Origin of the sequence: Mycobacterium sp. Root135 (genome assembly GCF_001426545.1) — a bacterium.
Classification (GTDB): domain Bacteria; phylum Actinomycetota; class Actinomycetes; order Mycobacteriales; family Mycobacteriaceae; genus Mycobacterium.
On the sequence record NZ_LMEZ01000005.1, the window covers coordinates 931,142 to 954,163 of the forward strand.

The 23,022-nt window shown below is 68.2% G+C and carries 18 protein-coding genes; 9 read left to right on the forward strand and 9 right to left on the reverse strand.

The features are described 5' to 3' along the window. Position 1: 1 nt before the first annotated feature. Entirely contained in the window at positions 2-1,618 is a 1,617-nt protein-coding gene (gene mdlC / locus ASD37_RS15595; RefSeq protein WP_056552459.1) for a benzoylformate decarboxylase, read from the reverse strand. A 189-nt stretch (positions 1,619-1,807) separates the two neighbouring features. Between mdlC and ASD37_RS15600 the strand changes: the two genes are divergently transcribed. Further along, on the forward strand, positions 1,808-4,561 hold the full coding sequence (locus tag ASD37_RS15600) for a LuxR family transcriptional regulator (protein WP_056553450.1): 2,754 nt from the start codon (positions 1,808-1,810) through the stop codon (positions 4,559-4,561). 87 nt (positions 4,562-4,648) lie between these two features. Here the strand turns inward: ASD37_RS15600 and ASD37_RS15605 are convergent, their stop codons facing one another. Continuing rightward, positions 4,649-5,287, reverse strand: coding sequence for a TetR/AcrR family transcriptional regulator (locus tag ASD37_RS15605; protein ID WP_056552462.1), 639 nt, complete (start codon positions 5,285-5,287; stop codon positions 4,649-4,651). A gap of 142 nt (positions 5,288-5,429) precedes the next feature. On the opposite strand from ASD37_RS15605, the gene ASD37_RS15610 reads away from it, so the two are divergent. From ASD37_RS15610 to ASD37_RS15630, 5 genes are all read left to right on the forward strand, one after another. Continuing rightward, positions 5,430-7,190 (forward strand): amidohydrolase family protein, encoded by a 1,761-nt coding sequence (locus ASD37_RS15610; RefSeq protein WP_056552476.1) that lies wholly within the window; start codon positions 5,430-5,432, stop codon positions 7,188-7,190. A gap of 3 nt (positions 7,191-7,193) precedes the next feature. After that, positions 7,194-8,345, forward strand: a complete 1,152-nt coding sequence (locus ASD37_RS15615) for an epoxide hydrolase family protein (RefSeq protein WP_082570160.1) — start codon at positions 7,194-7,196, stop codon at positions 8,343-8,345. A gap of 47 nt (positions 8,346-8,392) precedes the next feature. After that, on the forward strand, positions 8,393-9,442 hold the full coding sequence (locus tag ASD37_RS15620; RefSeq protein ID WP_056552478.1) for an ATP-dependent DNA ligase: 1,050 nt from the start codon (positions 8,393-8,395) through the stop codon (positions 9,440-9,442). Further along, entirely contained in the window at positions 9,443-10,501 is a 1,059-nt protein-coding gene (gene ligD, locus ASD37_RS15625) for a non-homologous end-joining DNA ligase (protein ID WP_056552479.1), read from the forward strand. 83 nt (positions 10,502-10,584) lie between these two features. Next, on the forward strand, positions 10,585-10,956 hold the full coding sequence (locus ASD37_RS15630) for a nuclear transport factor 2 family protein (protein WP_056552482.1): 372 nt from the start codon (positions 10,585-10,587) through the stop codon (positions 10,954-10,956). On the opposite strand, the gene ASD37_RS15635 is transcribed toward ASD37_RS15630, so the two are convergent. Together ASD37_RS15635 and ASD37_RS15640 are read right to left on the reverse strand one after the other, a co-directional pair. Then, positions 10,957-12,513, reverse strand: a complete 1,557-nt coding sequence (locus ASD37_RS15635) for a PepSY domain-containing protein (RefSeq protein WP_082570161.1) — start codon at positions 12,511-12,513, stop codon at positions 10,957-10,959. 83 nt (positions 12,514-12,596) lie between these two features. After that, positions 12,597-14,015 (reverse strand): PepSY domain-containing protein, encoded by a 1,419-nt coding sequence (locus ASD37_RS15640; protein ID WP_056552484.1) that lies wholly within the window; start codon positions 14,013-14,015, stop codon positions 12,597-12,599. A 228-nt stretch (positions 14,016-14,243) separates the two neighbouring features. On the opposite strand from ASD37_RS15640, the gene ASD37_RS15645 reads away from it, so the two are divergent. Then, entirely contained in the window at positions 14,244-14,942 is a 699-nt protein-coding gene (locus ASD37_RS15645; RefSeq protein ID WP_056552486.1) for a zf-HC2 domain-containing protein, read from the forward strand. A gap of 5 nt (positions 14,943-14,947) precedes the next feature. On the opposite strand, the gene ASD37_RS15650 is transcribed toward ASD37_RS15645, so the two are convergent. After that, positions 14,948-15,595, reverse strand: coding sequence for a DUF5134 domain-containing protein (locus tag ASD37_RS15650; protein ID WP_056552488.1), 648 nt, complete (start codon positions 15,593-15,595; stop codon positions 14,948-14,950). A gap of 141 nt (positions 15,596-15,736) precedes the next feature. On the opposite strand from ASD37_RS15650, the gene ASD37_RS15655 reads away from it, so the two are divergent. Next, on the forward strand, positions 15,737-17,680 hold the full coding sequence (locus ASD37_RS15655; protein WP_056552489.1) for a cytochrome c oxidase assembly protein: 1,944 nt from the start codon (positions 15,737-15,739) through the stop codon (positions 17,678-17,680). A gap of 5 nt (positions 17,681-17,685) precedes the next feature. Here ASD37_RS15655 and ASD37_RS15660 read toward each other — a convergent pair whose 3' ends face one another. Beyond that, positions 17,686-19,953, reverse strand: coding sequence for a cation-translocating P-type ATPase (locus tag ASD37_RS15660; protein ID WP_056553456.1), 2,268 nt, complete (start codon positions 19,951-19,953; stop codon positions 17,686-17,688). Between the two features lie 96 nt (positions 19,954-20,049). On the opposite strand from ASD37_RS15660, the gene sigC reads away from it, so the two are divergent. Then, the gene (gene sigC, locus ASD37_RS15665; RefSeq protein WP_056552492.1) at positions 20,050-20,604 is read left to right on the forward strand and encodes an RNA polymerase sigma factor SigC; all 555 of its coding nucleotides are present in this window, start codon (positions 20,050-20,052) and stop codon (positions 20,602-20,604) included. A 10-nt stretch (positions 20,605-20,614) separates the two neighbouring features. Here the strand turns inward: sigC and ASD37_RS15670 are convergent, their stop codons facing one another. The 3 genes from ASD37_RS15670 to ASD37_RS15680 all read right to left on the reverse strand — a co-directional run bounded on the left by ASD37_RS15670 (position 20,615) and on the right by ASD37_RS15680 (position 22,945). Then, positions 20,615-20,899 (reverse strand): hypothetical protein, encoded by a 285-nt coding sequence (locus ASD37_RS15670; protein WP_056552494.1) that lies wholly within the window; start codon positions 20,897-20,899, stop codon positions 20,615-20,617. A gap of 21 nt (positions 20,900-20,920) precedes the next feature. Next, positions 20,921-21,940 carry a S1C family serine protease gene (locus tag ASD37_RS15675; protein WP_056552496.1) on the reverse strand — a complete coding sequence of 340 codons (1,020 nt, stop codon included), beginning with the start codon at positions 21,938-21,940 and terminating at the stop codon, positions 20,921-20,923. A gap of 105 nt (positions 21,941-22,045) precedes the next feature. Beyond that, on the reverse strand, positions 22,046-22,945 hold the full coding sequence (locus ASD37_RS15680; protein WP_056552499.1) for a hypothetical protein: 900 nt from the start codon (positions 22,943-22,945) through the stop codon (positions 22,046-22,048). Between the last annotated feature and the right edge of the window lie 77 nt (positions 22,946-23,022).

Sequence of the window (23,022 nt, forward strand, 5' to 3'; positions counted from 1 at the left end):
GTCAGCCCAGCACCGGCAGGTGCGGTTGGGTGGGCACCACCAAGACGGTGGGTCCGTCGGCCGTCAGGGCGGCCTTGAATTCGTGGATGAGTTCTTCGGTGCTACCCACCGTTGCCGTCCGGCACCCGAATCCCGTAGCGAGCGACCCGATGTCGAGGCCAGGTAGGTCAAGGCCGGGAACGTTGGGGGTCTCTTCGAGAAGTGCGAAGGACTTCAGCACGCAGTATTCGCCGTTGCGCTGGACCACGAAAACGATCGGAAGTCGATGCTGCGCGGCGGTCCAGATGGCCTGGATCGAGTATTGGAAGGAGCCGTCGCCGATCGAGGCGACGACGGTCCGCTTCACGCCGCGGGCGCGGTCTCCGAGTGCGATGCCAACCGCCGCGGGCACACCCCAGCCGATGCCACCGCTGCCGGTCGCGAAGAAACTGCCGGTGCGTCGGGTGGGCCACCACTTGAGCAGATCCGCCAGCGTGGAGGTCGACTCCATGACGACTGCCGCGTCCTCGGGCTTGACCGCACTGAGCACCGCGTAGACGTCGTCGGGCATCAGCGGCGCGGACCTGACGGGGAGGTCGCCGCTGAAGTCTCTGGTCAGTCCCGGCGGAGCCTGCCGGTCGGCCGGTACCTCCACCAGCTCCAGGAGCTCTTCCAGGACGGTGTTCATGTCGCCAACCAGGCTGTCACCCACCGGCGCGACCGCGGCGAGGTGAGGATCGCAGGTGATCTGGAGCAGTTCGGTTCCTTCTGGCAGATACTCGCCGGCAACGTAGGGGTAGTAGCTGAACACCTGTGCCCCGATCACGACGACCAGGTCGAAGCCGGTCACGGCCTCGTTGACACCGGCGATGGTCAACGGAAGCGGGCCCGCGTACAGCGGATGGTCCTCGGGGAACGAGCACCTTGGCGACAGCGGGCCGCCACGGACCGGCGCGCGCAGCTTCTCCGCGAAGGCGACTCCGGCATCCCAGGCGCCGGCACGGTCGACCTCTGGGCCGAGGACCAACAGCGGTCGCTTGGCCTGGCTGATCCGCGACGCGAACTCCCGCAGGCGTGCGCTGTCCGGCTGGACGCGCTGGCTGACCGTCCTGACCACCGCAGGCCCCAACGCCGGCTTGTTCCAGTCGTCGAGGGGGATCGACAGGAACACCGGACCCGCGGGTGGCTGGATAGCCACCGCGTACGCCCGCATGAACGCCGCTGGCACGTCCTCGGCACGCGCCGGTTCGAAGGCCCACTTGACCCACGGTTGGGGCAGCGTGGTCGCGTCGGGACTGTTCAAATACGGGTCGCACAATGACATTTCGCGGGTTTGCTGGCCGGCGGTGACGATCATCGGGGTATTCGCCCGGTAGGCGGCGATGAGACTGCCCATCGCGTTGCCTGTGCCCGCCGCAGTGTGAAGATTCACCACGGCAGGCTTGCCGGTCACCTGGGCGAAACCGTCGGCCATCGCCAGGACGGATGCCTCCTGCAACCCCAGTACGTAGGTGAAGTCGTCCGGGAAGTTCTGCAGGAACGTCTGCTCCGTGGAGCCCGGATTACCGAATATCGTTGTCAGCCCCAGGGTTCGGAGCAGGTCGTAGGTGACGTCGTGGACGGTTTTGGTGTCGGCCATCGTGGAAAGCCCTTCATAGCCCGGGTGACGAAAGTTCGACTGCTGAAATCACACACCCGAAGACGAGTGGCCGACCCCGTAGAAACCACGGGTCGACGGACTGCCCGGGGCCGGTGAACTCCGTTGAGCCGCTGCCGTTGTGCCTACTTCGAGATATTGCCAACCCGCTGACGTGGGAAGATGGCGAGCATGGGCCGGGACACTCCGCGCGTGGCGCTGTTGGGGCGCCGACGCGAGCGAGACGTTCTTGCCGGAGTGCTCGCGCGGGCCAGGGAGGGACGCAGCGGCGTCCTGGTTCTGCGGGGTGACGCAGGCATCGGAAAGACCGCTCTGCTGGCCGACGCCACCGCCACCGCGCCCGCCGACCTTCACACCATCACCATCAGCGGTGCTGAATCGGAGATGGAGCTTGCCTACGCCGGCGTGCAACAGTTGTGCGCCCCTCTGGTGGGGCGTGTCGACCGGCTACCCGCGCCCCAAGGCAAGGCGTTGCGGGTCGCCCTGGGCTTGCGGGAAGGTGCCGTGCCCGACCGCCTTCTGGTGGGCCTCGCCGTTTTGACTCTGCTCGGAGACGCCGCTGGCGAACGCCCCGTCGTCTGCATCGTCGACGATGCCCAGTGGGTGGACCGAGCGTCCCTGCAAGCGTTGACGTTTGCCGCGCGACGGTTGCTCGCCGACCCCGTCGTGATGATCTTCGCCGCGCGCACACCGGTCCTCGATCCGGAGCTGGCTGGGCTCCCCGAGCTGAACGTGACAGGTCTCGCTCATGCCGATGCCAGCGAGCTGCTCGCCGCGGTGTTGCCCGGCCCGATGGACGAGAACGTCAGGCAGAACATCCTCGCTGAAGCTGCCGGCAATCCACTGGCGTTGCTCGAGCTCCGAACTGCACTTGCCCCAGCGCAATTGGCGGGTGGATACGGTCTCGCCGCGGCAAAGCCGCTGGCGACACGGATCGAGCAGTCGTTCAGCAGCCGGTTGCGCGAACTGCCGCCGCAGACACGCACGCTCCTCCTGCTCGCCGCCGCCGAGCCCACCGGTGAGCCGGCGTGGTTGTGGGCGGCCGCAGCGACGTTGAGACTCGGGGTGGACGCCAGTGTTCCCGCAGAGCGGAGCGGGCTGGTCACCGTCGACACGGGCGTCCACTTCCGGCACCCGTTGGTGCGATCGGCCGTCTACCGCGACGCCCTTCCGTCCGAGCGACGCCAGGCGCACGCCGCGCTGGCCGACGTCGTCTCGGGGACTGGCTCAGACGAGCACGGCGCGTGGCACCGTGCGCACGCGGCAAGCGCACCCGACGAGGCGGTCGCCGCCGAGCTAGTGCGGTCAGCCGAGCGGGCCCGCTCACGCGGCGGTGCCACCGCGTCGGCAGCGTTTCTCGCCTACGCCGTCGACCTGACTCCCGACCCGCTACGGCGGTCCGAGCGCGCACTTCACGCGGCCCAGGCCAAGCTGGACGCGGCAGACCCGGACGCCGCCGCCGGGCTGTTGGCGTCCGTTGTGCGTGTGCGCAGTGACCTGATGGATGCGCGCGCCGACCTGTTGCGCGCGAAGATCGCCTTCGCCGCCCGGCGCGGTCGCGACGCCCCGCCCCTGCTGCTCGCGGCAGCCGAGCGACTGCGGACGTCCAATCCGGCGCTCTCGCGCGAGACCTACCTCGAGGCGCTGATGGCGGCGATGATCGTCGGCCGACTCTCCGTCGGTGCGCACGCGTCGACGGCCGCGATCGCCACTGCGGCGCAGCACGCGCCACCACCATCGGATCCTCCGTCGGCGGTCGACCTCTTTCTGGAGGGGCTGATCGTGCGGCTCACCCGCGGGCACACCTTGGCGGTCCCGCTGCTGCAACGAGCCGTCCGTCAGTACCTGGCGGACATCGACGCGGGTGCGGCCGACCCGCGGTGGCACGACATCACCAACCGGGTCCTCCTCGACCTCTTCGACCAAGACACCTATGACGCCCTCAACGCCCGCCAAGCGGACATGCTGCTGGCGGCGGGGGAGTTGACGGTTCTCCCCTCTGCGCTCACCACGTACGCGGGCGCCTGCGTCACCTCCGGCGACTTCACCAAGGCGGCACAACTGCTCGACCAGTCCGACGCCATCTCCTCGGCAACCGGGGCGCCGCCGCACCGCTCGATCCAGACCTACCTTGCCGCGTGCCGAGGGCAGGACGAACTCGGAAACCAACTGGCACGGAACACGATTCGGGAAGCCACGTCGCGTGGGGAGGGCAGCGAGGTCACCGTCGTACTCTTCTCGTTGGCCGTTCTGCACAACGGGCTCGCCCAGTACGACCAGGCGTTGGCGGCGTGCACGTCTGCTTTGGACTACGACGACGTCGGCATGCATGGCCATCTGCTGAACGAGATGGTGGAGGCTGCCGCCCGGTCCCGCAACATGACACTCGCCGAAACCACTGCCGCACAGCTGACCGAAATCGCCGAGGCATCCGGAACGCCGACTGCACTCGGCTATTCAGCGCGTGCCAGGGCGCTGGTGAACCCGGGCGCCGGTGCCGACGATGAATATCACACTGCCATAACGGAATTGGAGCGTTCACCGCTGAAGGTGCTGACCGCGCGCACCCGACTTCTTTACGGGGAATGGCTCCGCCGCGCCAACCGGCGAGCCGACGCGTGCAGCCAACTGCGGATTGCCCACGAGATGTTCCTGCACATGGGGGCCGACGGCTTCGCCGAACGGACGCGCCGCGAGCTCCACGCAGCCGGCGAGCCTCAACGACGCGACAGGAGTGCCACGTCGGCGGCCGACCTGACCAGTCAAGAGCGCTACATTGCCCGGCTCGCAGGAGACGGCTACACCAACTCCGAGATCGCCAGTCACCTCTTCATCAGTCCGCGCACGGTGGAGTGGCACCTGAGCAAGATCTACCCGAAGCTCGGAGTGACGTCACGGCGCGAGTTGAGGCGCCTGCAGTTCTAGTCGTGGTGAGGTTGATTGGGCCCCCGCTCGGGCGCACGGCGAGTGGTTCGCGTCATCGATGGTCATTCAGGTGGTCCGCCTGAGTGGTCAGTCCGGCGTGCGCAGCGTCGCCATCAAAGCGTCCAGTGCGTATTCGAACACCGCGTCGTAGTCGGTGGGAGCCTGGAGGGCTTCGGCGAGGGCCCGGTCGGCCAAGGCGTCCGACCACAGTGACGGATCCTTCTCGACGTGCTTGGCCCCGCGTACTGCCGAGAACTGCATCACCGCCGACGAGATGACGTGCACCTGCACCGCGCGAAGGACGAGCGCTGCATCGTTTCCGGTCACTCCCAGTTCAGCCAGCTGCCCCGCCAAAGCCCGCTCGATGGGCAGGAACAGTTGCGGCGTGCGGTCGCGTTCATGAGCGATGCTGAGAAGGTGCTGACGCTCGATCAGTACACGGCGTTGCGAACGGGCCAGTGACGCAATGCGTTCTTTCGCGTTGTCACCTTGGGCAGGCAGGTTGGCCAGTTCGCCGAGCAATCGCTCGACGAGGCTGTCCAACAGTTGGTCCCGGCCGCCGATGTGCCAGTAGATGGACGTGACGGCCACACCGAGTCGATCGGCGAGTCCGCGCATGGTGAGTGCCTTCACCCCGTCGACCTCGATCAGCTCCGCCGCGGTCTTCAGGATCAGTTCCGGGTTGACGCCCGGATCGCCAGCGGGTTTACGGAGCGGCGGCGTCATCGGTGTCACCCCCGTCGTCGGAAAGTCGCGACCCCGACGTTCGGGCGAAATGGTCCGGGCGATTCGCAACGCTATTACATTCGGCCCTGTAACGGCGTTACAGGAACGAAGAATCGGCCGACGCCGTCCACGAGGAGGAAACGTGTTCGACCTGAAGATCACCGGCGGAACCGTGGTGGACGGCACGGGAGCCGACCGATTCACGGCGGACGTGGCGGTCAAGGACGGCAAGATCGTCGAGATCCGTCGTCGCGGACCCTCCGATCCACCGCTGGAGGGCAACGCCACCGAGACGATCGACGCCACGGGCAGGATCGTAGCGCCGGGTTTCGTCGACATCCACACCCACTACGACGGTCAGGTCACCTGGGACAGCGTGTTGGAACCGTCGAGCAATCACGGTGTCACCACGGTCGTGGCGGGCAACTGCGGCGTCGGCTTCGCACCGGTGCGGCCTGGCAGCGAGGAATGGCTGATCGCGCTGATGGAGGGTGTCGAGGACATCCCCGGAACGGCGCTTACCGAGGGAATGACGTGGGGCTGGGAGAGCTACGCGGAGTACCTCGACGTGATCGGCAAACAAGAACTCGCCGTCGACTTTGGCAGCCAGATCGCGCACGGCACGGTGCGGGCATATGCGATGGGGGAGCGCGGGGCCCGCAACGAAGCGGCCACCCCGGACGACATCGCCGCGATGAGCCGGTTGGTCCGCGAAGCCGCGGAGGCCGGCGCACTGGGCTTCTCGTCGTCGCGCACGATCGCGCACCGCGCGATGGACGGCGAGCCCGTCCCGGGGACGTATGCGGCCGAGGATGAACTGTTCGCCCTCGGCCACGCCATGGCTGCCGGCGGGGCGGGCGTGTTCGAACTCGCCCCGCAGGGCGCGGCGGGGGAGGACATCGTCGCACCGAAGAAGGAACTGGAATGGATGCGACGGCTCGGCTCCGAGATCGACTGCGCGCTCAGCTTCGCGTTGATCCAGGTCGACGCCGACCCGAACCTGTGGCGCGAACAACTCGACATCTCGGCAGCCGCGCACGAGGCGGGCAGCCGGCTGCACCCGCAGATCGCCGCCCGCCCGTTCGGCATGCTGCTCGGTTTCCCCGGGCATCACGCCTTCACCCACCGCCCCACCTATCGGCGGTTGAAGGCCGAGTGCACCCGCGAAGAGCTCGCCGCCCGATTGGCTGAACCCGCTGTGCGACAGGCGATCCTGTCCGAAGACGACTTGCCGATCGATCCGACGAAGCTGTTCGACGGCATGTTCGCGCTGGCGCAGAACGTGACCGAGCGGCTGTATTACCTCGGGGAGCCGCCCAACTACGAACCTACCGACGAAGACACGGTGGCCACCATCGCGCGACAGCGGGGACAGGATCCGCTGGCGGCGATGTACGACCTCATGTTGGAGGCCGACGCCGGCAACATGTTGATGTTCCCGATGTTCAACTACTCCAACGGAAATCACGATGCGATCCGCGAGATGATGACCCACCCCGCGGGCGTGATGGGACTGTCCGACGGAGGAGCGCACTGCAGCATGATCTGCGACGCGTCGTATCCGACGTTCCTGTTGACGCACTGGGCGCGGGATCGCCATCGGGGCGACACGCTGCCGCTGGAGTACGTCATCCGCAAGCAGGCGCACGACACCGCGGCGCTGTTCGGTCTGAACGACCGCGGGGTCATCGGCGTCGGAAAGAAGGCCGACATGAACGTCATCGACATGAAGGCCCTCACGTTGCACGCTCCGCGGATGGCCTACGACCTGCCCGCGGGTGGTCACCGGTTGGTCCAGGGGGCATCCGGCTACGACGCGACGATCGTCAGCGGGGTCGTGACGCGTCGCCATGGCACCGACACCGGTGCGCGTCCGGGTCGGCTGGTGCGCGGAGCGCGCTGAACCATGCCCACCACCGTCACCGTCATGCCTTACCCCATCGCCGTTGCCCAAGAGCACCTCGACGATCTGCAGCGCAGGCTCGAATCCGCCCGCTGGCCTGCCGAGATCGACGGGGCAGGCGGGGACTACGGAACCGACCAGGCCTTCTTGCGCACGGTGATCGACAGATGGGCCAACGGATATGACTGGCGGCGAACCGAATCCGAACTGAATGGGTGGGGCTCGTTCACCACCGTCGCCGCCGGGCAGCGGGTGCATTTTCTTCACACTCGGTCAGCCGACCCCGACGCCATCCCGCTGGTTCTCACCCACGGCTGGCCCGGGTCGATCGTCGAGTTCCTCGACGCGCTTCCCATGCTCACCGAGCGCTTTCACCTCGTCGTCGTGTCGATGCCTGGCTACGGATTCTCCGGCCCGACCAGTGAGCGGGGGATCGACGTGGCCAGGGTGGCCGCCGCGGTCGCCGACGTCATGGCTCAGCTCGGGTACGACCGCTATGTCGCTCAGGGCGGTGACTGGGGCGCGTTGGTCACGCGATACCTCGGCGAGCACTTCACGCCGAATGTCGTTGCCATTCATACCAACATGTTGTTCGCGTTGCCGTTGGAAGGCGCCGCTGACGCGATGGACGGCGTCACCGAGGACGAGATCGCCGCGATCGTCCGGACATCCGCCCAAGTCGTCGACGGCACCGCGTACATGGACGTGCAGTCGACGCGGCCTCACTCGGTCGGCTTCGGCCTGGACGACTCGCCGATCGGGCTGGCCGGGTGGATCCTGGAGAAGTTCGCCGCGTGGTGCGATACCCGCGAGGGTATGCCGGTCGGCACCGACCGGCTGATCGACAACCTGATGATGTACTGGCTCACGCGCACTGCGACGTCGGCCGCGCGCCTCTACTGCGAATCGGCCCGGGCAGGCACCGGTGCCCTGAGTCCGTGGCAAGGGCGGGTCGACGTCCCGACCGGTTATGCGGTGTACCCGTGCGAGATCCTTCAGACGCCCCGAGTCTGGGCGGAGAAGCACTACAACCTGGTGCACTACACACATCAGGACCGCGGCGGTCACTTCGCCGCCTTCGAGCAACCCCAGCTCTTCGCCGCCGATCTCAAGGCGTACGGAGAAAGCCTGCGCGGGTCAGGCCTGTTCGGGTGAGCTGGACTTCGCGATGACATTGTTTGGGTACAGGGGTCTAGGTGAGTATGAAGACCATGAACCTTCCGGTCGTCCCGCCACTCGAGCCGATGCTGGCCAAGGCGGCCGTCAACGTGCCCGACGATGCCGGTGTCTGGTCCTACGAGCCCAAGTGGGACGGCTTCCGCGCGCTGGTGTTCCGCGACGGCGACGACGTGGTGCTGCAATCGCGCAGCGGCAAGGAACTCGGACGGTACTTCCCCGAACTCGTCCAGTCGCTGCGTGACGAGCTGGCGCCCCGCTGCGTCCTCGACGGCGAGGTCGTCGTGCCCCGGGAGATCGACGGCCGCATCCGCCTTGACTGGGAGTCGCTGAGCCAGCGCATCCATCCCGCCGAGAGCCGCGTAACCATGTTGGCCGAGCAGACGCCCGCGCACTTCATCGGATTCGACGCGCTGGCCACCGCCGACCGGTCGCTGCTCGACCAACCGTTTCGCCTCCGCCGGGAGGCGCTGCTAGAGCTGGTCAATGAGAAGACGTGGTGCCACGTCACCCGCACCACCGAGGACCCTCAGCTCGGCACGCAGTGGCTGACCACCTTCGAGGGGGCCGGACTGGACGGGGTGATCGCCAAGCGGCTCGACGGTCGCTACCTCCCCGGCAAGCGCGACATGGTCAAGGTCAAGCACAAGCGCGACGCCGACTGCGTCGCCATCGGATACCGCGTGCACAAGAGCGGCGAGGGTGTCGGGTCGATTCTGCTCGGGCTGTACGACGAGGGCGGCGAGCTGCAGATGATCGGCGGCGCAGCATCGTTCAGCGTCAAGGACCGCATCAAGCTACTGGCCGAGCTGGAGCCGCTACGCGACGGCGACGCGCGTGACGGCGACCCCAGCCGGTGGAACTCCGCGGCCGACAAGCGGTGGATTCCCGTGCGCCCGGAGCGGGTCGCCGAGGTGGCCTACGACCAGATGGAGGGCAACGGCCACAGCGGTCGGCGCTTTCGGCACGCGGTGAAGTTCATGCGCTGGCGGCCCGACCGCGAGCCCGCAAGCTGCACCTTCGCTCAGCTCGACGTCCCGCTGAACTACGACCTGTCCGACGTATTGGAGAGCTGAATGGCAAGTCCTGCAACCGAAGTCGACGTGGACGGCGTGGCCGTCCGGTTGACCAGCCCGGACAAGGTGTACTTCCCCAAGCTTGGCGCCGGTGGCACCAAGCGGGTGCTCTTCGACTACTACCTCGCGGTCGCGCAGCCGATGGTTGCGGCGCTGCGGGACCGTCCCACGCATCTGCAGCGCTTCCCCGACGGTATCGAAGGCGAGGAGATCTACCAGAAGCGTGTTCCCGCAAAGCATCCCGATTACCTGGAGACGTGCCAGGTGACCTTCCCGTCAGGCCGGACCGCCGATGCCCTCAAGGTGGCGCACCCCTCGGCGATCGCGTGGGCCGCGCAGATGGGCACCGTCACGTTCCACCCGTGGCAGGTGCGGTGCCCCGACGTCGAACACCCCGACGAACTGCGCGTCGACCTGGACCCGCAGCCGGGCACCGACTTCACGGACGCGGCCGAGATCGCCGTCGAGGTGCTCAAACCCGTGCTCGACGAACTCGGCCTCGTCGGCTACCCGAAGACCTCCGGTGGCCGCGGCGTGCACGTGTTCATTCGCATCAGGCCGGACTGGGACTTCATTGCCGTCCGGCGGGCGGGTATAGCGCTGGCCCGCGAGGTGGAGCGGCGCGCGCCGGACCGGGTGACGACGTCGTGGTGGAAGGAGGAGCGGGGCGAGCGGCTCTTCATCGACTACAACCAGAATGCGCGCGACCGCACCTTCGCGTCGGCGTACTCGGCGCGGCGCACTCAGATCGCCACGGTGTCCACGCCGCTGTCGTGGGCAGACCTGTCCGGGGCCGACCCCGACGACTACACGATCGCCACCGTGCCGAAACTCGTTGCCAGCCGGACGGATCCGTGGGCTGACATCGAGAAGGTGGCGCACTCCATCGAGCCGCTGCTGGAGATGGTGGCCGCCGACGAGGAGCGTGGCCTCGCCGACCTGCCCTACCCGCCGAGCTATCCCAAGATGCCTGGCGAGCCGCCGCGCGTGCAGCCGAGTAAGAAGGTAGCGGAGCATTGGGACGCGGACGGCAACCCGGCAGGCCAGGACCGCCACTAGAGGCGGAATCAAACAGGACTGAAGTCCGTTTGGTGTGGTGTCGGTGTCGTGAAGGTCGACACCCTTGGGTTGAGGGGCGGACCATGACTGCTACCGAACGAACACTTGAACTGCTCGCCCGGAATCTTCAGGAGGTCTTCGGAGAGGGCGATATGCGGCGTCGGCGCGCCGCGATCGAGGACTTCTACACCGACGACTGCGTGGTCGTCACACCAGACGGAACATATGTCGGGCACGACGCCCTGAACGATTTCGCCGGTGATCTGCGCGCGACGCATCCGGATTACGTCTACACCCATAGCGGAGAGCCCCAGGTGGTGCAGGACGCGGGAATCGTCGCGTGGGGCTCGGGCCTCAAAGACGAAGACCCGGAGTACACCGGGTTGGACGTTCTCTTGGTCCGCGACGGCAAGATCGCCACGCTGTACGTCTTTCTGAATCCCACGCTGTCGTAGTCACTGCAACGCGCCGACGGGAACGTCCTCACCGCCGTCGTCCGCACGGACGGGCTCGACCTCCTCGGCGCGTGCCCGGCGGCGAACGGCGAGAACGGCTTCCACCCCCAGCACCATGAGCAGTGACACGCCGAACGCCGGATAGAGCACCCCCAACGCGACCGCCGCGATCGACACCGCCTTGACCACGTGCTTGGGAGTGGCGGCTCGGGTGGCGTCGCTGGCCGGACCGGGCAGCCCCGTGCCTCCTGCGGGCCGGCGCTTCCACCACATCAGGAATCCGGTCAGCACGCTGACCAGAACCCCGAGGCACGCGAGGGTGGCAGAGATACGGGTCAGCACCCCGAGCTGATTGCCCATGTGCATCGCGATGCCGAAACTTGTGAGCCGCGACAACGCGCCATCCTGGGCGGCGGTCGCGTTGGTGATGGTCGCCCCGGTGAACTGGTCGAGGTAGAGCGTCCTCTGCTCGGACAGTTTCTGCGGCCACCGGTTCACGACCGTGTAACTGCCGTAGACGGTTTCGCCGCCCTCGGTGGAATCCGACGGCGGGATGATCGCGTATCCGGGAATCATGTTCTCGCTCTTGGCGATCCGGTCGACGCCGGCGAACGAGATTCGAGCCGACGTCGGGCCGCCGGGTTGCGAGGCGTACACCGGGTCGTCGGTGGCCGCCCACGCGATGCGCCGACCCAACCTGTCGTAGTCGCCCATCTTCGCGGGCGTTGACGGTGCGGCGACGGAGACGGACGGGGCGACGGTGGCGGAGAACGCCCGCCAGTTCTCACCCCAGTACCGCGACCACGTCAGCCCGGACAGGACGTAACAGATCAGGACGACGGAGAGCACCACCCCGGTGAGCGAATGCAGATCGCGCCAGCGGATCCGGCCGCCCTTGCCCCAGCGGAGCTTCAGCAGCGGCTTGGCGCTCTGAATGGCCCTCGGCCACCACAGGTAGAGGCCGCTGGCGAGCAACACCAAGATCCATCCCGCGGTGAGTTCCATCCAAAGATTGCCCACACCAACGGGAATGGTGGCGTTCGGATACGACACCGGGTCGACGAGGTGCCCCAACGACGGCAGCTGCACCTTCGGCCCGTCGTTGCCGAACATCCGGTGCAGTTGGTTGGCGTATCCGACCAGCCCGGACAGTTCGCTCCGTCGACCCAGATACCGCCCGGTGTAGGGGTCGACGAAGACCTGCGTGGCGTTGGCTTCGCCGATCGGGGGACCGTCCGGGGGCAGGAAGTCGACCCGCGTCGAATGGTCGGGGGCATCGGGCGGGGTGACGGCGTCCAGCGTGTAGCCCGCGCCGACCTGTCGCTGCGCGGTGGCCACCTGCTCGTCCAGCGGCACCGTGGTCGACCCCTGGGCGACGGTGAACAGGTCGCCATTGAGCCAGTGGTCAAGCGGTTGGCTGTACAGGATCACCAAGCCCGTGCAGGCAAGGACCACCAGCACTGGCGCTGCGAACAGGCCGACCCAAAAGTGCAGTCGAAAGATCCGGCGCAGGACGGCGGCGTCACCGTGGCGAGTCGAGGCGGCTGTCGTGCTCAAAACGTCCCCTTGGGGCTGGGCGCCCTGGCTGGCCAGCGACGCGATTCATGACACTCACCGCATTAGTCGCGCCGTCGGCCGCCCTAGTTCCCGGAAGGTTGGGGAGCGGCCCGTCGGACGAACCCGACGGCCACGTCCACGGCGACGAACGCCACGAGGCTGAGCCCGAACAGCGGAACGAACCAGCCAACCGCCGCGGCGATCATCACCACCGCCACCGCGGCACCCGGCGGAAGCTGCGTGAGCGCCCCACGTCGGGGTGGTCGTCCGCCCGGGCCGGCTCCACGAGTGGGTCTGCGCCGCCACCACATCAGATAGCCGCGGACGACGACGGTGGCCAGCGCGGCCGCCAGGGCGACCAACACGAGCTGATTGGCCACCCCGAACAGCGTTCCCATGTGCAGTTGAATGCCCCACGCGGACAACTTCGCGGCAAGCGGCCAGTCGGCGAACCACGTTGCGTCGGTGATCTTTCCGGTCGTACCGTCGACCGCAACGGTGCTGTTCGAGAGAACCCACGGCTGGCGGGTCTGCGTCACCGTGAACGCCGTGTCAGGCAGGGAGGGAATGCTCACCTCGACCTTGCCGTCGATCCCCGCGGCCCGCGCCGCCTGCAACACCCGGTCGACCTCTCCGATGCGAGGCTCGGAAGGCGCTGCAGCCGAATCCGGTTCGGTGGTCGCGCCGTGCCCGGCGTGCTCCGGATCCCCGGCGGTCGCGACGGTGGGCGTGGTCCACGACATCGCCGCGCGCAACGCGTCGACGTTCGCACCGGCGTACGTCGACCACGTGAGGCCGGTCGCCGCCAGGAAGAACAGTCCCGCGGCAATCCAAAGACCCACCGCACCATGCCAGTTCATGGTCAGCGCGCGTCCCCGTGCGCTTCGGTCGACGGTGAGCAGACGCGCCTCTGCGGGGCGCTGGCGCCTGGTCCGACGGTAACGGCCGACCCACAGGATGACTCCGCCGAGGGCGATGATCCACAGCCACGACGCGGCAAGTTCGCTGTACAGGCGACCGGGCTCACCCAGGTGGAGGTTCCGATGCAAGTTGCTGATCCAGGTGCGGACGGGCAACGAGCCGCTGCTGCCGTAGACGGTCAGCTGGCCCAGCGATTGCCCCGTCACCGGGTCGACGAACACGCCGAGCCGTTCGGACGGTCCCAGCGTCGGATCGCCGAACATCACCCGCGTCGTGTCCCCGGGTGCAGTGGCCGGCCGCACGGCAGTCACGTCGAGGTCCGGACGAACCTCCTGCGCCACCCGAATCTGGTCGGAGACCGGCAACGCGGGACCGGTCGAGTCGACGTGCAGATAGTGGCGGTAGACCAGTTGCTCGATGCTCGGGGCGACGGCGTACAGCCCGCCGCTGAGGGCCGCGATCAGAAGGAATGGGCCGACGAAGAGGCCGGCGTAGAAGTGCAGCCGCAGGAAGAACGCGCGATGCGCACCCTTGGTCGACGCCGGGGCCGAGGCGTGTGTTGCGGTTTCCGTGACGGCCATTGCGGGTGTGGACCTCCAGTGGGATTCGCGAGCCGTGGGACTGTTCCCGGCGGGCAGGCGGCGTCTGCCGGGACACCGTCCCATACCCGCTCCAACTGGGCAAACGAAAGTTTCATCGGGAACTTTTTGGTCGTGGAGTGCGACTAATGCCGCCATCGAGGCGATCGGGCGTCCGACGAATCGCGGGGTGCCGGGAACAATCCGGCTCGATTCCGCGACTATAGAGCCGTGGAATGCGAGGTGGCCCGCGAGGCGTTGTCGGCGCGGATCGACGGCGAGCACGAGCCGGTGCCTGCTGCCCGCGTCGACGAGCACCTCGACCAATGTGCCGATTGCCGGGTCTGGTTCGACCGTGCGACCGGTCAGGCCGCGAGCCTTCACCGGATGGCCCATCGGCCGGTGGCCCTCGCGGGTGCCGCCGAGGACCCGGTCAAGAGACTGCCGCGGATGCGGGCGTCCTGGCAACGTTGGGCGCTGCTGGGGGTCGGCCTGGTGCAGCTCGTCGTCGGCGCCGTGCAGGCTCTCGGCGTGAGCGTCGGGTTGAGCCACGACCACGGCATGGGATCCGGCGGCCACCTCCTCAACGAATCCACGGCGTGGTCGATCACCCTCGGCGTCGTCATGGTCGGCGCGGCGACGTGGCCCGCCGCCGCCGCGGGACTGGCGGGGGTGCTCGGCGTGTTCGTCGCAGTGTTGACGGCATACGTCGTCGCCGACGCGATGTCCGGGGAGGTCACCGCGATGCGGGTTTTGACGCACCTTCCCGTCGTCCTCGGTGCGGTTCTGGCGATCCTGGTGTGGCGCAGCACCGTCGGCCCGCGCCCCGAAGCAGCTGCCGCGCCGGAGCCCGAGATCGTGTTGCCGGACAACGCGTCCCGGGGTAGAAGGCGCGGACACCTGTGGCCCACCGACGGTTCGGCCGCCTGACGCCGCTAGAGCATGACGGCGAACATGATCGCCATACCCGCGGCCATCATGACCTGGGATGCGGTGCCCAGGAACCGGTGTGAGGGCTGCGTCGGCTCGGCCTTGCGCGCCACGAAGTATCGGTAGAGCCACCACCCCACCGCGACGGTGAATCCGATGGCGCACAACCAGTTCAACCCGGTGATGAACGGCGGCTCTCCTACGCCGTCGGGGGCTGACGGCGCGCCAGGCATGTCCATACCGGGCATGCTCGACGCCGACGAGCCGTGATGGGCGGCCGGTTCCCCGCCGGATGCCGTGCCCTCGGCCGGCGTCGGCAGCAGACCGCCGCTCATCACGGCATACATCCAGGCCATCGCCAACATCATCGCCGCGTGATAGGCGTTGATACCGCGATGCCCGGACTGAACGAGGGTCACGACGACGAACCACACCGTCGCGAGCAGGAAGAAGATCATCGCGCCGGAGGTCGGCAACGCGGCGCCGCGTGGCCACGCCATGATCACCATCGCGACGGCCATCGCGAGGTGCAACGAGTGGCCGACGATGTGCGTCCACACCCGTCGGCCGGTGGCCATCGCGTAGACGGATTCGGCCGCGCTCAACGCGAACAGCACCGTGACGACCCAGCGCAGCAGCAGGTCCTGAATCATCGCGTCGTCTACGTCCTTCGTCGGGCGGTCAGCATGGCGTTCGTCTCAATGGTCGGAGCCGACCGGCGAAAAGTTCCGACGCCCGCCGATCACTACGACGGACAGTCGTAGTCTGGACCCAATCAGTGGAAGGACGGAAAAGTGTCGGTTCGGCCAGTTCTCGTGCTCGCCGCCGGCTACGCCGTCGCGGTGGCGGGGCTGACGTGGTACGCCCTCGTCGCCGGAGCGCGGATATACGCGTCGACCGGCGACGCCTACCCCGGCGTCCTCACCGCCGTCGCCGAACCGCTGGGGTACTTCACGGCGACGTTGGCGGGCGCCCTGTGCTTGGGCGGGCTGCTGTTCGTGGTCGTCACGTCGCGCCCTGATGCGCGCGGCGTCATCGACGAACACGCCTTCCGTGCGCACCTCGTCGTCGAGCGCGCTTCGGCGGCTTGGGCTTTCGCCGCCGCCGCGATGGTCGTGGTGCAAGCCGCCGCCGACGCGGGCGCGCCGGTGCTGCAGTTGTTCGGCAGCGGGATGCTCACCGACGCCGTCCTGGCCTCCGAGATGGCCAGGGCGTGGGTCGCGGTAGCCGTGGTGGCGGTGATCGTGGCCGTTGCCGCGCGAATGTCCGTGCGGTGGATCACCCACGTGGTTCTGCTACTGCCAGCCCTGGTGGGCGTCGTGGCCCTGCCGGTCAGCGGAAACGCCGGCCAGGGGCCTGATCACGACTACGCGACCAGCGCCGCGATCGTGTTCGCCGTCGCTCTGGCGGCGCTCGTCGGCGTCAAGGTCGCCGCGGCCTTGAAGCGGCCCGACGAGCAACTGACGAACCGTCTGCTGATCGTCGAGATTGCGAGTGGTGCACTCGTTCTGGGGTACGGGGCCTCGATGCTGGCGGTGCTTCTCGGCCCCGCCGGGTTGACCGGATCGGGGTACGGCCGCGCCGGAGCCGTCGCGGCAGCCACGTTGACGGCGGTGTTTGTCGGCGACGTCGCGTCCTACGTCTCACGGCGTCGCGGCGGGACCGCACCCGGCACCTGGCTGCGTGTCGTGGGGGCCACCGCCGTCGTCGTGGTGGTGGCGCTGATCGCCGCGATGTCGACCCAGCCCGCCCCGAGGTTCCTGACCCATGCGTTCACCACGTGGGACGTCTTCCTGGGCTACACCCTGCCCGATCCGCCCAGCGTGACGACGATCCTGACGACGTGGCGCTTCGACACCTTCATCGGGATCGGCGCCGTCGTGCTCGGGGCCGCATATCTGTTTGGCTACCTCCGGTTGCGCCGCCGCGGTGACGGCTGGCCTGCAGGTCGGCTGGTCGCCTGGCTCGCGGGCTGCCTGATGCTGCTCTTCACCAGCAGTTCGGGAGTGAAGGCCTACGGGTCGGCGATGTTCAGCGTGCACATGGCCGAACACATGACGCTGAACATGTTCGTCCCCGTACTTCTGGTGCTGGGCGGACCGGTCACCTTGGCGCTGCGCACGCTGCCCGCCGCAGGGGACGGGCAGCCGCCCGGTCCGCGCGAATGGATCCTGTGGCTGGTCCACTCCAAGGTGACGGCGTTCCTCGCCAACCCGATCGTGGCGTTCGTCCTGTTCGTCGCCTCCCTGTACGCCGTCTACTTCACCCCGATCTTCGACACGCTTGTCCGCTACCACTGGGGCCACGAGCTGATGAGCGTGCACTTCCTGCTCGTCGGCTACCTGTTCTTCTGGGGCATCATCGGCATCGACCCCGGCCCCCGGCGGCTGCCGTTCCTCGGCCGGCTCGGACTTCTGTTCGCCGTCATGCCCTTTCACGCATTCTTCGGCATCGCGACGATGACGATGGACACGGCGATGGGGGACCAGTTCTACCGTTTCGTCGGCCTGCCGTGGCTGTCGAGCATCCAGGACGACCAACACCTCGGCGGCGCGATCGCCTGGGGGTCGAGCGAGCTGCCGGTGATCCTGGTAGTGGTTGCGCTCGTCGCGCAATGGGCGCGTCAGGACCGGCGCGACTCCTCACGCTTCGATCGTCACGCCGAATCCGACTACGCCGACGACGAACTCGACGCGTACAACGCGATGCTGCGGGATCTGGCCCGCGACCGCCGCTGACACCGTCACCGACGCGTGCCGGCCGCCTCGTCGCGGCCAGGCCCAAAGTTGCGCAGCCGCAAGCTGTTCGACACCACGAAGAACGACGAGAACGCCATCGCGGCCCCGGCGATCAGCGGGTTGAGAAGTCCGAGCGCCGCGATCGGGATGGCGGCGACGTTGTAGCCGAACGCCCACACCAGGTTGACCTTGATCGTCCGCATCGTGGCCGCCGCGAGGTCGAGCGCCTGCGGCACGACGGCCAAGTCGTCACGAACGAGGATGATGTCGGCGGCACCGATGGCGACGTCGGTGCCGCGGCCGATGGCCATGCCGAGGTCGGCGCAGGCCAACGCCGGCCCGTCGTTGATGCCGTCGCCGACCATCGCCACCACCCGACCGTGGCCGCGGAGCTGCTCGACCACGTCGACCTTGCCGTCGGGTAGCACGTCGGCGATCACCTCGTCGATCCCGACGCGGGCGGCCACGGCTGCTGCGGACTCCGGGTTGTCGCCGGTCAGCAGAATGGTGCGCAACCCACGTGCGTGCAGGGCGGCGACGGCGTCGGCCGCCGAGTCCTTGACCGTGTCGGACACCGCGACGACACCGCACGGCTCGCCGTCGACCTCGACGAAAACCACTGTCTCGCCCCGGGTCTCGGCGGATCGACGGGCCGCCACCAGCACCGGCGACTCGCACGACGGGGCGATCCAGGACGGCTTGCCCACCCGCACCGCCCGGCCCGCCACGGTGCCCGCCACACCACGGCCTGCCAACGCCCGAAAGTCGTCGACCCCGTCGCGCTCGGCAACGGCCGCCGCAATGGCGATCGCGACGGCGTGTTCGGAGGCCGACTCGACCGCGGCCGCGAGCGCGAGGACGTCCTCGCCGGTCCAGCCGTCGGCGGCGACCACGGCGCTCACCGTCAGTCGACCCGTCGTCAAGGTGCCGGTCTTGTCGAAGACCACGGTGTCCACGGCGCGCGTCGCCTCGAGGGATCGGTGCCCCTTGAGGAAGATCCCGAGCTGAGCTCCCCGACCCGTCGCCACCATCATCGCCGTCGGAGTGGCCAGCCCGAGCGCACACGGGCACGCGATGACCAACACCGCCAACGCCGCGGAGAAGGCGCGGTCGGGACCGCCGCCGGCGATCAGCCACGCGATCGCCGTCAGCGCCGAGATGGCGAACACGCACGGCACGAACACCGCCGAGATCCGGTCGGCCAGTCGTTGCGCGTCGGCCTTCTGGGTTTGAGCCTCCTCGACGAGGCGGACCATCCCGGCGAACTGCGTGTCCGCGCCGACGGCGGCGGCCTCCACGATCAACCTGCCGTCCAAGACGACCGTTCCGCCGACGACACTGCCGCCCGGCGCCGCCCGGAGCGGCTTGGCCTCACCCGTCATCGCGCTCACGTCGACGGCGGCCGACCCCTCCATCACCAGGCCATCCGCGGCGATCGTCTGACCGGGTCGCACCACGAAGCGGTGCTGTTCCTTGAGCTCGTCGGCCGGGATCACCATCTCCGAGCCGTCGTCCAAGAGGATGACGACGTCCTTGGCGCTCAACGCGGCCAGCGCGCGCAACGCTCCGCCCGCCTTGGACTTGGCGCGGGCCTCGAAGTATCGCCCGGCGAGGACGAACACCGTCACACCCGCCGCGACCTCGAAGTAGATGGCGTCGCTGCCGATCAGCGCCTGCCAGATGCCCCGGCCCGCACCGCCGGAATGGTGGTTCCCGAAGACCGTGTACAGCGACCAGACCGTCGCCGCGGTGATGCCGACCGAGATGAGCGTCTCCATCGACGCGGTGCCGTGGCGAGCCTGGCGCAGCGCGACCCGGTGGAACGGCCACGCCGCCCACGTCACGACGGGCACGGCCAGCGCCGTCAACACCCACTCCCAGCCGGTGAAGCGGGTACTGGGGACGACGGCGAACATCACCGACAGGTCAGCCAGCGGGACGAACAGGACGGCCGCGACTGCCAGCCTGATCATCAGGTGCCGCGCGTGATCGGAGTCGGGGTCGACGTCGGGGGTGCCGCCCGCCGTCCGTGGCCGTGCCTCGTAGCCGGCCCGACGAACGGCGTCGCACAACTCCGGGGTGGGCAGGTCCGAGCCCGCGTCGATCGTGGCGACGCGGGTGGCGAAGTTCACCGACGCCCTGACCCCGGGGAGCTTGTTGAGCACCGACTCGACACGCCCCGCGCACGCGGCGCACGACATGCCGTCCACGTCGAGCTGTACGCGGTGTGCGCCGGCCGTGTCGTCGCCTGCCTCCGCGGTCGTGGTCGACATCGTCGACTCCACCTCCTGTTCACCGTCGTGCCCAACAACTTGGTCGTCTCCGTCCGGCGAAGAGTTCCCGGCGTTCATGGCCTACGCTCCGTAGCCGTGGCGACAAGCGACAACGACGATCGAGTGACCCAGCTCGCCAAGGCTGCGGGCCGAGGCGATCGAGCGGCACTCACGATGTTCATCGAAGCCACTCAGCGCGACGTCTGGCGAACCGTCGCCTACCTGGCCGATCCCGGCAGTGCCGACGATCTGACGCAGGAAACCTTCCTACGGGCGATCAAGTCCCTGCCCCGTTTCAGCGGCCGTTCGACCGCGAAGACCTGGTTGATGTCGATCGCCCGACGCGTGGTCGTCGACCAGATTCGGTACAACACCAGCCGACCGCGGCCAGCCTACGTGCTCGACCTGGACGACGTGGTGGGCGCTCGGCGCGGTGGCGACCGGATCGAGGGGATGGTCGAAATCCGGATGCTGCTCGACGGTCTCGACGCCGAACGCCGCGAGGCGCTGGTGCTTACGCAGGTCCTCGGCCTGACCTACGCCGAAGCCGCCGAGGTCTGCGGATGTCCCATCGGCACCATTCGTTCGCGGGTGGCCCGGGCGCGCGACGACCTGCAAGAGGCCGCCAGGGAAGAGGGCTACGCCGGATAGTCCGGAACGGTCAGCCGGCGATGTACTGCTTGACTCCGCCGTTCTCCGCGCAGGTCGCCCCACGTTTCGGGCTCTGGGTGAACGTGTACGAGTCGTCCTTGCACAAGTACACCTTCACGCCCGGCGGCGGCGGGGCCGGGGTAGGGGGCGCCTCCCACCCGCATCGGTTGATCACCGGGGGATCGGTCACCGGGCAGCCAGGCTCCGGGCTCGACGGGTCGGCGCTGGCCGACCACGGGCTCATTGCGGTCGCCGCCGCGGCAAGCGCGGACGCGAGGAGCAATCGAAGTGCCATGCGCGCCAATCTACTCAGTCCTCAGGACGCGAGGGTTGCCTTGCCGGTGAGCTGCTGGCCCGACCGGTCGATCCACACCAGGTCGACGACGTCGCCGGAGTAGTGGCGGTCCAAGACGTTGGTCAACTCCGTCGCCGAGCCGAGCTGCTCGCCGTCGATGCTGAGCAGGACGTCACCGTCGTGCAGACCCGCCTGCTGAGCCGGACCGCCGCGGAGCACCTCGAAGATGATCACGCCCGGCAGGTCGTCCGGCTGATTGCGAGAATTCACGCCGACCCCGAGCAGCGTCGGGGGTCCGATGTGCACCGTGTTCGACGGCGATCCCGACCGAATCTGATTGGCCGTCGCCAGGGCGTCGTTGATGGGGATGGCAAAACCGGAGCCGCCCGGATCCATCCGGAAGTTGACCGTCGCCGCGGTGGTGACGCCCATGACCTGGCCTGCCGCGTTGACCATCGGCCCCCCGGAGTCACCGGCGCGTACCGGTGCCGCGAACTCGATCAGCCCGGTGGCCTGGTTCGAACTGCCGGTCAACTCGTCCTTGGCGTTGATGGTGCGTCCGAAGCCGACCACCTCGCCCGCCTCTTGTGTCAGCGGACTTCCCGAGCCCCTGGCGTTGCCGAGCGCGACGACGGGATCTCCCACCGCGAGCTGCGACGAATCGCCCAGCACTGCGACCGGCAGGCCGCCGGCGCCGCGCAGCTGCAACACGGCGATGTCTCTGTTCCGGTCGTAACCGACCAGATCGGCCGGGTAGCCCCGGCCTGCGACCGTCGCGGTGATGCTGTCCGCACCCTGCACGACGTGGAAGTTCGTCAGCAGGGTTCCGCCCTGGTCCAAGACGATGCCCGTACCTGCGCCGATTGCGTGCTGGTAGTTGATGGTCGTGTCGATGCGCGCCACGGTCGGCTCCACCTGCGCGGCGACGCTCGACAGATCGGCGGGTGCGGCGGACGCCACTGCAGGTGCGACGATCGACGTCGAGACGACCGTGGCCACGACCGCGACGACCAATCGCCATCTGGTGTGGAACCTGCGCATGGGGCACCTTCCGCCGTGTGTAGCTGGAGTTCTACCCACGATTCTGACGTTGACACCGTGGGCTGTCGACGCAACGGCCACGTGAGGTCAGTCGTCGAATGCCACTCAGAGGCGCGAGCGTCCGAACAGCCGCGAATTCGACTTGCCGCTCGGACGTCGGTTGCGCAACTTGCTATCGGACTCATCGGCGGTGGACTCGTCGGCGTTACCGGTGTCTTCCGGGGTATTGGTGGGCTCAGCGGTTTCAGCGGTATCGGTGGGCTCAGCGGTATCGACGGGCTCAGCGGTTTCGGCAGCCACAACGGGCTCACTGGCCTCGGCAGCCTCGGCAGCCTCGGCAGCCTCAGTGGTCTCCGGCGTCTCGGCGACTGCGGCGGGTTCCGGGACGTCTTCGACCTCGGTGTCCGTTACGGGCTCGCCGACAGGTGCTGCCTCTGGAGTCTCGTCGACGACCTCGGCTTCGGTGTTCTCGACGTCGTCCGTGTCGTTGACGTCGTCGACTTCGTCCTGTTCACCGTCCCCGGCACCCCGACCACGGCGGCGCGTCTGGGCCTTCGGGCGCAGCGGCTTCGGCGGGGGAGGAGGCAGTTCGGCGGCGTAGGCCAGGTAGAAGCTCAGCGCGCCGAGAACCGCGATCGCCGCCGCCGCGCCGTAGATGCCGAACAACGTCGGACCAGCGGCGTCCAGGCTTACCCAGATCTCGCTGACGGCGGCGCCGATGATCAGCGCACCGGCGAGAACCTGCAGGACGATCGACCAAAACCTCAACGTGAGTGCCAGCTGCGGCGTCCCGAACTCAGGTCGCCGGGACTTCAGGAACGTCAGCACGACGGGAAGGGCTGCCAGCCCGATCAGCGCACCGCATACGACGCGCATCGGCAGGCCGAGGCCAGCCGGCCATGCGCCGGTCAGCTCGAACCAGCGGGGCAGGACGAAGAAGAAGTAGAGAGCTCCGGCGATGACGAAGAAAGATGCGTGCCACAGGACCGCGATCCAGCGCCGCATACTCCTCCTCGAGTCGGTGGGGCCGTGCAAAGGGTCAAGGTACGACCAGGCTCAAAGAGCCTGGTCGTACCCGGACC

Bases quoted from the DNA above. Each gene is read 5' to 3' on its own strand.
- ASD37_RS15660 (WP_056553456.1), bottom strand. From the start codon at position 19,953: ATGTCGACCACGACCGCGGAGGCAGGCGACGACACGGCCGGCGCACAC.
- mdlC (WP_056552459.1), bottom strand. From the start codon at position 1,618: ATGGCCGACACCAAAACCGTCCACGACGTCACCTACGACCTGCTCCGA.
- ASD37_RS15640 (WP_056552484.1), bottom strand. From the start codon at position 14,015: ATGGCCGTCACGGAAACCGCAACACACGCCTCGGCCCCGGCGTCGACC.
- ASD37_RS15680 (WP_056552499.1), bottom strand. From the start codon at position 22,945: ATGCGGCGCTGGATCGCGGTCCTGTGGCACGCATCTTTCTTCGTCATC.
- ligD (WP_056552479.1), top strand. From the start codon at position 9,443: ATGGCAAGTCCTGCAACCGAAGTCGACGTGGACGGCGTGGCCGTCCGG.
- ASD37_RS15650 (WP_056552488.1), bottom strand. From the start codon at position 15,595: ATGATTCAGGACCTGCTGCTGCGCTGGGTCGTCACGGTGCTGTTCGCG.
- ASD37_RS15620 (WP_056552478.1), top strand. From the start codon at position 8,393: ATGAAGACCATGAACCTTCCGGTCGTCCCGCCACTCGAGCCGATGCTG.
- ASD37_RS15670 (WP_056552494.1), bottom strand. From the start codon at position 20,899: ATGGCACTTCGATTGCTCCTCGCGTCCGCGCTTGCCGCGGCGGCGACC.
- ASD37_RS15630 (WP_056552482.1), top strand. From the start codon at position 10,585: ATGACTGCTACCGAACGAACACTTGAACTGCTCGCCCGGAATCTTCAG.
- ASD37_RS15600 (WP_056553450.1), top strand. From the start codon at position 1,808: ATGGGCCGGGACACTCCGCGCGTGGCGCTGTTGGGGCGCCGACGCGAG.
- ASD37_RS15675 (WP_056552496.1), bottom strand. From the start codon at position 21,940: ATGCGCAGGTTCCACACCAGATGGCGATTGGTCGTCGCGGTCGTGGCC.
- ASD37_RS15615 (WP_082570160.1), top strand. From the start codon at position 7,194: ATGCCCACCACCGTCACCGTCATGCCTTACCCCATCGCCGTTGCCCAA.
- ASD37_RS15605 (WP_056552462.1), bottom strand. From the start codon at position 5,287: ATGACGCCGCCGCTCCGTAAACCCGCTGGCGATCCGGGCGTCAACCCG.